At 72.8% G+C, this 11,323-nt stretch carries 11 protein-coding genes and 1 pseudogene; 6 read left to right on the top strand and 6 right to left on the bottom strand.

Annotated features, from left to right (window positions below; genetic code table 11):
- The 4 genes and pseudogenes from C1J01_RS19225 to C1J01_RS19210 form a co-directional block, all read right to left on the bottom strand.
- Window positions 1-449 (bottom strand): annotated as a pseudogene (locus C1J01_RS19225) (hypothetical protein); the annotation flags it as partial.
- An 82-nt stretch (window positions 450-531) separates the two neighbouring features.
- The gene (locus C1J01_RS19220; RefSeq protein ID WP_235854531.1) at window positions 532-1,473 is read right to left on the bottom strand and encodes a carbohydrate kinase family protein; all 942 of its coding nucleotides are present in this window, start codon (window positions 1,471-1,473) and stop codon (window positions 532-534) included.
- Window positions 1,458-2,387 (bottom strand): pseudouridine-5'-phosphate glycosidase, encoded by a 930-nt coding sequence (locus tag C1J01_RS19215; protein WP_111180356.1) that lies wholly within the window; start codon window positions 2,385-2,387, stop codon window positions 1,458-1,460. Before C1J01_RS19215 ends, C1J01_RS19220 begins: the two co-directional genes overlap by 16 nt.
- Window positions 2,388-2,504: 117 nt before the next feature.
- Window positions 2,505-3,494 (bottom strand): YeiH family protein, encoded by a 990-nt coding sequence (locus C1J01_RS19210; RefSeq protein WP_111180355.1) that lies wholly within the window; start codon window positions 3,492-3,494, stop codon window positions 2,505-2,507.
- 70 nt (window positions 3,495-3,564) lie between these two features.
- On the opposite strand from C1J01_RS19210, the gene C1J01_RS19205 reads away from it, so the two are divergent.
- From C1J01_RS19205 to C1J01_RS19180, 6 genes are all read left to right on the top strand, one after another.
- Window positions 3,565-4,455 (top strand): LysR substrate-binding domain-containing protein, encoded by an 891-nt coding sequence (locus C1J01_RS19205; protein WP_111180354.1) that lies wholly within the window; start codon window positions 3,565-3,567, stop codon window positions 4,453-4,455.
- Window positions 4,456-4,547: 92 nt separating this feature from the next.
- Window positions 4,548-6,050, top strand: coding sequence for a phytoene desaturase family protein (locus C1J01_RS19200; RefSeq protein ID WP_111180353.1), 1,503 nt, complete (start codon window positions 4,548-4,550; stop codon window positions 6,048-6,050).
- A gap of 151 nt (window positions 6,051-6,201) precedes the next feature.
- A complete protein-coding gene (locus tag C1J01_RS19195; RefSeq protein WP_111180352.1) occupies window positions 6,202-6,813 on the top strand; it encodes a CGNR zinc finger domain-containing protein in 612 nt (203 codons plus the stop codon).
- 39 nt (window positions 6,814-6,852) lie between these two features.
- The gene (locus C1J01_RS19190) at window positions 6,853-7,854 is read left to right on the top strand and encodes a quinone oxidoreductase family protein (protein WP_111180351.1); all 1,002 of its coding nucleotides are present in this window, start codon (window positions 6,853-6,855) and stop codon (window positions 7,852-7,854) included.
- Window positions 7,855-7,971: 117 nt separating this feature from the next.
- On the top strand, window positions 7,972-8,673 hold the full coding sequence (locus C1J01_RS19185; RefSeq protein ID WP_111180350.1) for a response regulator transcription factor: 702 nt from the start codon (window positions 7,972-7,974) through the stop codon (window positions 8,671-8,673).
- On the top strand, window positions 8,670-10,025 hold the full coding sequence (locus tag C1J01_RS19180) for a sensor histidine kinase (protein ID WP_111180349.1): 1,356 nt from the start codon (window positions 8,670-8,672) through the stop codon (window positions 10,023-10,025). The genes C1J01_RS19185 and C1J01_RS19180 overlap by 4 nt, the downstream gene beginning before the upstream one ends.
- A 9-nt stretch (window positions 10,026-10,034) precedes the next feature.
- Here the strand turns inward: C1J01_RS19180 and C1J01_RS19175 are convergent, their stop codons facing one another.
- Window positions 10,035-10,298 carry a hypothetical protein gene (locus tag C1J01_RS19175; RefSeq protein ID WP_181448848.1) on the bottom strand — a complete coding sequence of 88 codons (264 nt, stop codon included), beginning with the start codon at window positions 10,296-10,298 and terminating at the stop codon, window positions 10,035-10,037.
- Between the two features lie 72 nt (window positions 10,299-10,370).
- Entirely contained in the window at window positions 10,371-11,222 is an 852-nt protein-coding gene (locus tag C1J01_RS19170; protein ID WP_111180347.1) for a helix-turn-helix domain-containing protein, read from the bottom strand.
- Window positions 11,223-11,323: the final 101 nt, after the last annotated feature.

Raw genomic sequence — 11,323 nt, 5'->3', positions numbered from 1 at the left:
GCCCCGGGGGTCTGGGCGGGCTCGCGCTGGGCCGGGATACGGCCGATGATCTCGCGGAAGACCGCGCCCATCAGCACCTCGGGCGTGGCCGACGGAGTGGTCAGGTCGGCCGGCGACAGGCGGCGCAGCCGGTGCCAGCCGCCGAGCCCCGTCACCGCCGTACGGGTGGAGTCGGGCCAGCCGGGCAACGCCGGATCGACGTGGTGCACCGTCAGCGCGGGCAGCAGGTCGCACAGCGGCAGATGGTCCCACCGGGAGGAGGCCAGCCGGGCCAGACGGTCGCAGATCCAGTCGAGCCCCGCCGTGCCGAGCGCCCTCGACAACGCGAGAGAGGACCACCATCCCGCGGGCAGGCGAGGATCGCCGAGCACCTCCGCCACCTGCTGAGGGCGGCTCCAGCGCAGGGCAGGGACCAGGTCGCTCAGGCAGATCGATGACTCGACTTCCATCGGCGGACCTTATCCTCCCCAGTGAGCCGCGTGTGCTCCCCGTGACGCATGTGGCTAATGGTGCAGCCTACGCGGCAAGCTATCAATCAGTGTGAATAGGGTAAAGACGGTTCAGATCCAAACCGTACCGTGGACGGCCGCCCACCTGGGCCACACATTCTGCACCAGCACGGCACCCCGCCTCCAGGGCGGTGACCTCGCCGGCGCCCTGCAGGGCCGCGGTGAGAAAGCCGGCGGCGAACGCGTCGCCCGCTCCCGTCGAGTCTACGACCTCGGCCGGCACGCCCGCGGCCATCGCGACCACCTCGCCGTGCTTCGCCGCCAGCGCGCCACCGGCTCCCAGCTTGACGACCGCGGTGCCGTACGTCTCGCTGAGCAGCAGCGCGGCGCGCTCCCCGGTGTCGGCGCCGGTGAGAAGGAGAGCCTCGTCCAGGTTCGGGATGATCAGGTCGGCTGCGCCCGTCTCGTGCAGGAAACGCGCGACGCCGAAGTCGCCCAGCGGGCCGGTGGAGGCCGGGTCGACGCTGATCGGCACGCCCGCCGCCACCGCGTCCGCCATCGCCCTCCGGGCCAGCAGCAGCCCGCCCGGCGCGAACAGCACGTAGCCCGACAGGTGGAGGCGGCCGGCACCGTCGAGCAGGGACGGGTCCCAGTCGGACTCGGAGATCAGGCCGCCGGCGCCGCGGTTGGTGAGCATCGTGCGCTCGCCGCTCTTGTCCACCATCGCGATCACGACGGCCGTCGGCTCGTCGGGGTCGACCGTGACGTGCGGGCGGACGCCCGACTTGACCAGCTCGCCGATGTGCCACTCGCTGCTGTCGTACCCGAGCCTGGACAGCAGGCGCACCTCGGAGCCGAGGGCGGCGGCCCAGGCGGCGGTGTTCGCGCCGGAGCCGCCGGGACGGAGCACGATGTCGGCCGCCGCGTCGCTGCCGATCATGACCGGTGAGCCGTGCAGCGCCACCATGTCGGTGACGATGTCGCCCACCACCACGAGGGCGCCGGCGGTCACGGCGTGGCCCACGCCAGGGCGATCCGGGCCGCGAGGGCCGTGTTGCCGCGCACGGCGGCCAGGTTGGCCTCCAGGGACGCGCCGCCGGTGCCGTCCACCAGGTAACCGAGCAGGAACGGGGTGATCGCCTGCCCCTTGACACCCTCTCGCTCGGCCGCCGCCAGCGCCTCGGCGAGCACGCGGTCGTGCAGCTCGGGGTCGAGCTGGAGCTCCCGCGGGACGGGGTTGGCCACGATCAGCGCCGACTCCTGGCCGCCCAGGGCGTCCTGACCGCGCATGACGGCCGCCGCCTCCTCGGGCGACTCGATCCGCCAGTCGACCGGCAGGCCGGAGGAGTGCAGGTAGAAGCCGGGGAAGGTGTCGGTGCGGAAGCCGGCCACGCTCACGCCGCGCGTCTCCAGGCGCTGCAACGTCGCGGGCACGTCGAGAATGGACTTGACGCCCGCGCAGACCACGGTGATGCGGGTGCGGGCGAGGGTGTCGAGGTCGGCGGACTCGTCCTGGTCCTCGGTCCAGCCCCGGTGCACGCCGCCCAGCCCGCCGGTGGCGAAGACCCGGATGCCGGCGCGGGCGGCCAGGAACGACGTGGCCGACACGGTGGTCGCCCCGCTCGCCTTCAGCGCCGCCGCCATGGGCAGGTCGCGCTGGCTCAGCTTGCGCAGCCCCGGCTCGGTCGCGATGCGCTCCAGCTCCGGCTCCTCCAGCCCGATCCTGGGGACGCCGTCCAGCACGGCGATCGTGGCCGGAACGGCACCGGCCTCGCGGACCACCCCTTCGAGCTCGCGGGCCACCTCCAGGTTGCGTGGCTGCGGCAGCCCGTGGGAGATGATCGTGGACTCCAGCGCCACGACGGGCGCGCCGTCCGCCAGGGCCTGCGCGACCTCGTCGGAGGGCCGGAGAACGGGGTCGGTGCCGGTGCTGCGCATGGTGAGTGTGACGCTCCTCGCGTGGTCGTGGGTTGCCTAGCCGGAACGGTGGTTTTCATAGGTTTTGTTCCGAACGAGGCAGGGTACGGCTCCCCGGCCCACCCGTCCACCCGAGGATCACACGAGCAGCACGACCCCGGCCAGCGACGTGGCGGCAATGATCGTCGTGGCGATCCCGCCGAGCAGCACGACCCGCCCGCCGCGGGCCAGTCGCCGCACGTCGATGCCGGTGCCGAGGCCGAACAGCGCGGCGGCCATCAGCACGTTCGTCACGCCCGGCGCCGCCGCGGTCACCGCCGCCGGCACCCATCCCGTGGCGCGCAGGACCACCATCGCCAGGAACGCCGCCACGAACAACGGCAGGATCGGTGGCCTGGCGCCCCGCTCACGCCCGCGGTGGGCGGTCAGCGCGACGATCGGGGCCAGCAGCACGACGCGGCCCAGCTTGACCGTCACGGCGGCGGCCAGCACGCCCGAGGCCGCGCCGATCGCCGCCACCTGGGCGACCTCGTGCACGGCGGCGCCCGTCCACACGCCCAGCTGGGCGGGCGACAGGCCCGCGATCGAGCCCGCGAGGGGGACGAGGGCGAGGGCCGCGGTGCCGTACAGGACCACGACGCCCAGCGCCGCGGCGGCGTCGTCCTCGTCGGCGAGGTCCGTGCTCTCGCGCATGGCGGCGATGGCCGCCGCGCCGCAGATGGACACGCCCGTGGCCACGAGCAGCGACGTGCCGGGCGACAGGCCCAGCCGGCGGCCGATCGCCGGGGTCGCGGCGAACGTCAGACCCGTCGCGGCCGCCACGACCGCCAGCGTCGGCCAGCCCAGGGCGAGCAGGTCGGGCACGGCGATCTGCAGCCCGAGCAGGGCCACCGCGACTCGCAGCACCCGCCGGGACACGAACGCGAGCCCCGGCCTGAGCCGCTCGGGCACGCCCGCCAGGCTGGCCAGCGCCGCGCCGGCGACGACCGCGACGACGGCGGGGCTGAGCGCGGGGACATACCGGTTGACGAGCAGCGCGCCCGCCACGGCCACGGCCGCGGCGCAGAGGCCGGGCCATAAGGTGCCCGGCGGCAGGCCGGAAGGCGAGGGGCGCGTGGCGAGGGACATGATCCCAGTCTTCTGGGCGGCGGAAACGCCCAGTAGACACGCTTTGTCTGGGAGGTCATAGCCTTCAGCTATGACCGAACTGCCCGATCTGGCCTCCCTGAAGCTGCTGGTGGACGTCGGGGAGCTGGGCAGCCTCGGGCAGGCCGCCCGGGCCGCCGGGATCGCGCAGCCGTCCGCGAGCAAGCGGATCGCGCGGCTCGAACGCCGCCTCGGGCTGCCGCTCATCGAGCGCACGCCGCGCGGCTCCACGCTGACCTCCGAGGGCAAGATGGTGGCCGACTGGGCCGCGCAGGTGCTCGCCGCCGCCGAGGAGCTCGTGCGCGCCGTCGCGGCCGTCCGCCGGGGCGGGGCCGCCCACCTGCGGGTCGCGGCGAGCATGACGGTGGCCGAGTACCTGGTGCCGCGCTGGCTCGGCGAGTTCCAGAACCGCGAGCCCGCCGTGCCCGTGGGGCTGGACGTGGTCAACTCCGCCGACGTGGCGGCCCGGGTGTCGTCCGGCGAGGTCGAGCTCGGCTTCGTCGAGGGGCCGAGCGTGCCCGCCGGGCTGGACAGCCGCGTCGTGGGGACCGACCGGCTCGTGGTCGTGGTCGCGCCGGGGCATCCGTGGGCGCGACGGCGTACCGCGCTGCGGGGGGCCGAGCTGGCCGCCACACCGCTGGTGGTGCGCGAGCCGGGGTCGGGCACCCGCGAGACGCTGGACGTGGCCTTCGCCGACCTGCACCGGGCCAGCCCGCGCCTGGAGCTCGGGTCGAACTCGGCGGTGAAGGGCGCGGCCCAGGCCGGGGCGGCCCCCGCGGTGCTCAGCCGGTACGCGGTGGAGGCCGACGTGGCGACGGGCCGGCTGGTGGAGGTGCCCCTGGCGGGGCTGAACCTGATGCGCAGCCTGCGCGCGGTCTGGCGCCGCGGCCGCCCTCTGACCGGCCCCGCCGCCACCCTGCTCGCGATCGCCAGCCGGCCGTGATCCGGGCGGTGGGTGGCCGGGGGATGAAAGGGCAGGAAATGTCGTGAAGTGGGCGTTGACGTGAGCCATGGGATGGGTCGTAAGGTGCCGGAATGACGTACGACGTGGTCGTGGCCGGAGGCGGGCACAACGGGCTGGTGGCCGCCGCCTATCTGGCGCGCGCGGGGCGGCGCGTGCTCGTCCTGGAGCGGTACGACCACGTGGGCGGCCTGGCGATCTCGGCGCGGCCGTTCCCCGGCGTGGACGTGCGCCTGTCGCGCTACTCCTACCTCGTCAGCCTGCTGCCCGACCGGATCGTCCGCGATCTGGGCCTCGACCTGGAGCTGCGCCGCCGCCGCTACGCCTCCTACACCCCGAAGGGCGGCACCGGCCTGCTGGTCGACAACGAGGACGAGCTGCGTACGGCGGCGTCGTTCCGGAGCGTCACGGGCGGCGAGGCAGACCTGGAGGCGTGGCGGCGCTTCTACGGCATGGTCGCCCGCGTCGCCGAGACCCTCGCCCCCACCCTGCTCGAACCGCTGCGCCCCGAGATCGACATCGAACGCCTGGTCGGGCCGCAGGCGTGGCGCGACCTGTTCGCCCAGCCGATCGGCGAGACGGTCGAGGAGTACTTCGCCGACGACACCGTGCGCGGCGTCGTGCTCACCGACGCGCTGATCGGCACGTTCGCCGACCCGGCCACCGACCTGCTGGCCAACCGCTGCTTCCTCTACCACGTGATCGGGAACGGCACCGGCGAGTGGAACGTCCCGGTCGGCGGCATGGGCGCGGTCTCGGGCGCGCTGGAGGCCGCCGCGAGGCGTGCGGGCGCGGAGATCAGGACCGGCGCGGAGATCGTCGGCATCGCGCCGTCGGGTGAGGTGACGTTCAGGTCCGGCGACGGCGAGCACACCGTGAACGGCCGGCACGTGCTGGTCAACCTGCCGCCCGCCGTGCTCGACCGGGTGATGGGCCGGCCGGCGGAGGCGCCCGAGGGCGCGCAGCTCAAGGTCAACATGGTGCTCGCCCGGCTGCCCCGACTGAACGACCCGTCCGTCGATCCCCGGGCGGCCTTCAGCGGGACGTTCCACATCAACGAGGGACACGACCAGCTCGCCGCCGCGTACGCGCAGGCGGCGCGCGGGGAGATTCCGGCACTGCCGCCGGCCGAGGTCTACTGCCATTCCCTGACCGATCCGTCCATTCTCGGGCCGGAGCTGCGGGGGAGGGCGGAGACGATGACGTTGTTCGGCCTCCACATGCCAGCCAGACTTTTCCGGAAAAATCCCGATAAAGCGCGGAAAATAGCGCTTGAATCCACTTTCGCCTCCATGAACGCCGTCCTCGCCGAGCCCATTCAGGAATGCCTGCTCACCGCCCCCGACGGCACTCCGTGCGTCGAGGTCAAAACCCCCGTCGACCTGGAGAAGGACGCGGGCCTGCCGGGCGGCCACATTTTCCACACCGACCTCAGCTGGCCGTACGCGGAAGAAGGCGGCTGGGGCGTGGAGACCGAGCACGAACGCATCCTGCTGTGCGGCGCGGGCGCCCGCCGGGGCGGCGGCGTCAGCGGCATCGGCGGCCACAACGCCGCCATGGCCCTGCTGGCCTCCTGAGACGCCGATCGCCCGCGCCGTCAGGCCGGCGCGGGCGAGCACCGGTCCAGATCTTGACCACCACGCCGGCTGAGCCCGTCCGGTACGCGGCCACGGCCGGGCGACCCAGGGCGCTTTGCGGTGAAATAGCCTAAGTGCTTATGCTTCTTTCATGACCTGGCTCGCGACCGCACGTTACGGGTTGTCGCCCGCCCCGGGCGGCCTGGGGTTCGTCCAGGACCTGCTCAACACGCAGCCGGCGGGCAGGCCCCGACAGCCCGACCTGTTCGACGACCTGGCATCGGCCCAGGGCTGGGCCGATGCCGCGCTGAAGGCCTGGTCCGAGCAGACCGGGCGCGCCGTGCCGGACGTGGTGCTCGGCGAGGACGACCTCGATCCGCTGCGTCGTCTCCGCGCCGACCTTCAGGCGTGTGCCGGCCGGCACACCACCGGCGCCGACGGTGATCCGGCCGTCCCCCCGGACACGCCCGCGGTGCCGCGCAGCGCCGCGGCCGCGTTGCGGCTCGGCGCCGACGGCCTGGTCCGGCTGGAACCCCGGGGCTCCGGCCGGCAGGCGCTGGCGTCGCTGGCGCTCATCGCGGTCGTGGAGGCCCAGGGGGCCGACACGTGGCGGCGGTTGAAGGCCTGTCGCAACCCGCGCTGCCAGGCCGCGTTCTTCGACCGGTCGCGGAACAACAGCGCCGTGTGGCACGACGTACGGGTCTGCGGCAATCCGGCCAACCTGCGCGCGCACCGCGCTCGCAGAAGAGCTGAACAGAACTGACACGTGACCGCTTGTGTCACGACGAAACGAGGTGTCGCCATGCGCGCGATCCAGTACGACCAGTTCGGCGGTTACGACGTCCTGAAGCTCACCGACGTCCCCGCTCCCGTTCCCGAAGGCGGGCAGGCGCTGGTCAAGATCACTCTGGCGGGCGTGAACCCGCTGGACGACACGGTACGGCGGGGCAAGCTCCCCGCGGCGGCCGTCAAGCCCCTGCCGCTACGGCCCGGCGGATTCGGCGTCGGCGTCCTCATCGAGCCCGGCGCCTCCGGGCTGACGGCGGGCGGTCGCGTGATGCTCAGCGGCGGCCGCTACGGCGTCGGCGCGGACGGCGCCTGGGCGGAGTACATGGCCGTCGATCCGCGGCACCTCGTGCCCGTCCCGGACGACGTGGACGACATCGCGGCGGCCGCCCTGTCCGCGGGAGCCGGTCACCTCACCGCCTACCTCGCGCTCACCGAGCTCGCGGCCTTCCGGCCCGGGCAGTCCGTGCTCGCCCCCGGCATCGGGGGAGCGGTCGGTCAGGGCGGGGCCGACGTCGCCCGCATCCTCGGCGCGGAGAAGGCGATCACCACCGCCACCACCGCCGCGAAGGCCGAGCGCGGCCGGGCGGCCGGATACGACGTGATCGACCTGTCCGCCGAGTCCCTGCGCGACGGCGTGCACCGGCTCACCGGCGGCAAGGGGGTGGACGTGGTGCTCGACGGTGTGGCCGGCCCGCTGACGGGCGACGCTCTGGCCGCGCTGGCCGTGGGCGGCACGCTGGTCAGCATCGGCTACGCCGCCGGAGAGCGGGCCGAGATCAACGTCACCGACCTCATCTGGAAGGACGCGCACGTCCGCGGCTTCCGCTTCGCGCAGTTCACCCCCGAGCAGATCAACACCGCGGACGCGCGGCTGCTCGATCTCCTGGCCCGCAAGCAGATGGCGCCCATGGTGGACCGGGTGTTCCCGTTGGAGCAGGCCGCCGAAGCGCAGCGGCACCTCATGGAAGGAAGCCCCTTCGGCCGGGTCCTGCTCGCCGTTCGGCCAGAAGGGTGACCGAACTCCGCTCGACGCGTCAGCCGGCTCACCGCGGCGACGGAAGCGTGGTGATTTCCGACACCAGCGCATGGGGCGTTCATCACCTTCTCATGATGAGGTTTTAACGTTGGGGCCATGAGTGAGCCCGCACGGTTGCTGGTGGTGGACGACGAGCCCGCCTTGCGTGAGGCGCTGCAGTCGAGTCTCGAGTTCGAGGGCTACAAGGTGATCACGGCCGACGACGGGCTGCAGGCGCTCGAGGCGCTGGCCGCCGACACCTACGACGCGGTGCTGCTCGACGTCATGATGCCGCGCCTCGACGGGCTGACCGCGTGCCGGCGGCTGCGGGCCGGGGGCAACCACATCCCCGTCCTCATGCTCACGGCGCGCGACGCGGTCGGCGACCGGGTGTCGGGGCTGGACGCGGGGGCCGACGACTACCTCGTCAAGCCGTTCGAGCTCGACGAGCTGCTCGCGCGGGTGCGGGCCCTGCTGCGGCGCGGCGCGCTCAGCGCCGGCGGGGCACCCGAGGGCGACATCCTGGCCTACGGCGACCTGCGCATGGACCAGGCGACCCGCGAGGTCACCCGCGGCGAGCGGCGGCTCGACCTGACGCGGACCGAATACCTGCTGATGGAGCTGTTCCTGTCCCATCCGCGCCAGGTGCTGACCCGGGACCAGATCCTGAGCGAGGTATGGGGCTTCGACTTCGAGCCGACGTCCAACTCGCTCGACGTCTACGTGATGTATCTGCGGCGCAAGACCGAGGCCGGGGGAGCGCCCCGGTTGATCCACACCGTGCGCGGGGTCGGCTACGTGCTGAGAGACGTGCAGTGAGGCGTGCCAGGATCCGTGGCAGCCTGCGCACCCGCCTGACCCTGCTGGTCACGGCGGCGGTGGCGCTCGCCGTCGCGGTCTGCGCCGTGTTGTCCTGGGTCATCGTCCAGGACCTCGTCATCCGGCAGCTCGACCAGACCATCCTGGAGCCGGAGGAGCAGGGCGACAAGGACTACCTCGTGCACACGTGCACGCCCGACGGGTCGCAGGGCATGTTCGACGGCATGGCGACGCTGCTGCACGCCGACGGCACCACCTGCTCGATCGGGCCGCCGATCATCCCGGTGGAAGAGGACAAGGCGGCCGTGGCCGGGGAGCACGAGACGATCTACCGCTACGGCGTGACGAAGGAGGGCAAGCGGGTGCGCGTGGTGACCCAGAACTTCGCGCCCGGCGTGGCCGTCCTGGAGGCCCGGTCGCTCTACCACATCCGGCAGACGCTCCAGCTCACCGCCACGGCGCTCGCCGGCGTCACCGCGATGGGCGTGTTCGGGGCGGCGTGGGCCGGCATGGCCATCTCGCGGGCCGCCCTGCGCCCCGTGGGCGAGCTCACGAAGGCCGTCGAGCACATCGCGCAGACCGAGGACCTCGGCACCCGCATCCCGGTCACCGGCAGCGACGAGATCGCCCGGCTGTCGTCGTCGTTCAACGCCATGACCAGCGCCCTGGCCGGCTCGCGCGAACGGCAGAAACAGCTCGTCGCCGACGCCGGCCACGAGCTGCGCACCCCGCTCACGACGCTGCGCACCAACATCGACCTGCTCCTGCGCAGCGAGCAGACCGGCCGCAGCCTCGACCCCGCGGCGAAGGAACGGCTGCTGATCAACGTGAAGGCGCAGTTCGCCGAGCTGTCGACGCTCGTCGCCGACCTGCTCCAGCTCGCCAGGGGCGACACCGACCACGAGCCCCACGTCGAGCTGGGCCTGCACGAGGTGGTCACGGTCGCCGTCGAGCGGGCCCGGCTGCGCGGCGCCGAGGTCTCCACCGACCTGCGCCCCTGGTACGTCGTCGGCAGCGCCACCTCGCTCGAACGCGCCGTGCTCAACCTCATCGACAACGCCGCCAAGTTCAGCCCCGGCGGCCAGGTCGAGGTGCGGCTGCGGGACGGCCGGCTGACCGTGCGCGACCACGGCCCCGGGCTCGACGAGGCGGAGCTGCCGCACGTCTTCGAGAGGTTCTGGCGTTCGCCGTCGGCGCGCAGTCTGCCCGGCTCCGGGCTGGGCCTGGCGATCGTGGCCCAGGCCGTCACGGAGGCGGGCGGCACCGTGCGCCTGGAGAACGCGCCGGGCGGCGGGGCGATCGCGACGATGGACCTGCCCGGCAGTCCGGTGCGCGGCGGCGCGGGGCCGTGAGCCCCGGCGTTACGCCGGCAGGGCGGCGAGCAGGAAGGCGAGGCGGGCGGCGGCGGCCTCGACGTCGTCGGTCGTGCCGAGGCGGTAGCCCCACGAGGTGATGAAGGCGCCTTCGTCGGAGCAGGTCACCGTCTCCGCGAGGGTGGCCGAGAAGCGGTTGCGGACCGACACGTACGCCGGATCGCTGGCCAGGGCGATGCTCTGGACCGACAGATCGGCATGCCGGCCCGCGTGCCACGCGAACCGCTCGAGGCTGAGCGCGGTATCAAGCATCAAGCGTCACCTCCGCAACGTCTCGCGACAGAATTGCACGATCTTGCGGGGGCTGGCAAGCAATTGCTGCGGTTAATGTGAGGTTTGTTTCCTATATTCGGCCAGAATGCCTATGATGACCTCTCGTCCCGATTCGTCAAACTCTGCGACCTTTGCGTAATCGTCGAACGCTCGGGCGTAGAAGGCGATGTCGTCTGGATCGCGAAGATTGAGGTCTTTCGTCATGGTGGCGACGCCGACCATGGACTCGTCGTAGATCCAGAAGCCGTTGATCGGGTTGGCCGGCAGCTCGGTGCCGAAGGGGATGACGCCGAACGCGACGTTCGGCAGCGTGCTGACGGCGAACAGCCGGTCGAGCTGGCCGCGCATCACCTCGGGCGGCGCCAGGCAGGTGCGCAGCGCGGACTCGGTCACCACGAACCGGAACGTCCGCGTGCGGTCGTAGAGGATCTCCTGGCGCTGCATGCGCACGCGCACGGCGGTGTCGATCTGGTCGGGGGCGCTGTAGAGGCGCTTGACCTTGCGGAAGACGTGGCGGGCGTACTCGGAGGTCTGCAGCAGGCCCGCGATGATGCCCGGCTCGAAGACGCGGAAGCGCGTCGTGCGGGCCTCGAGGTCGCGGATGTCCTCCTGGATCGCGGCCAGGCCGCTGCGATGGCGCTGCTTCCAGTCGTCGTGCCGGTCGAGCAGGGCGATGGACTGCCTGATCAGCTCGTCGGTCGTGGCGGGGGAGGCGCCCACGGCCTGCGCCCAGGCGACCACGTCGTCCTCGGTGGCCGTCTGGCGGGCGTTCTCCAGGCGTGAGACCTTGGACGGCTGCCAGCTCAGCCGCTCGGCCAGTTCCTTACCGGACAGGCGGGCGGACTCGCGCAGCCGGCGCAAGCGGCCGCCCAGCTCGATGCGCGCCTGCTGAAACGACGTCACGCCGCAAGAGGCTAGTGCCGTGGCCGCCGATCATGCCACCATCTGCGGCAATTGTGATCAAGCGGTAGCCATGGGTGTTCCGCCCCAGGTGGAACGCGGTC

Origin of the sequence: Nonomuraea aridisoli, assembly GCF_003236395.1 — a bacterium.
Lineage (GTDB): Bacteria > Actinomycetota > Actinomycetes > Streptosporangiales > Streptosporangiaceae > Nonomuraea > Nonomuraea aridisoli.
Note: the sequence above shows the minus strand (reverse complement) of the source record. Positions and strands in the feature narration are given on the sequence as shown.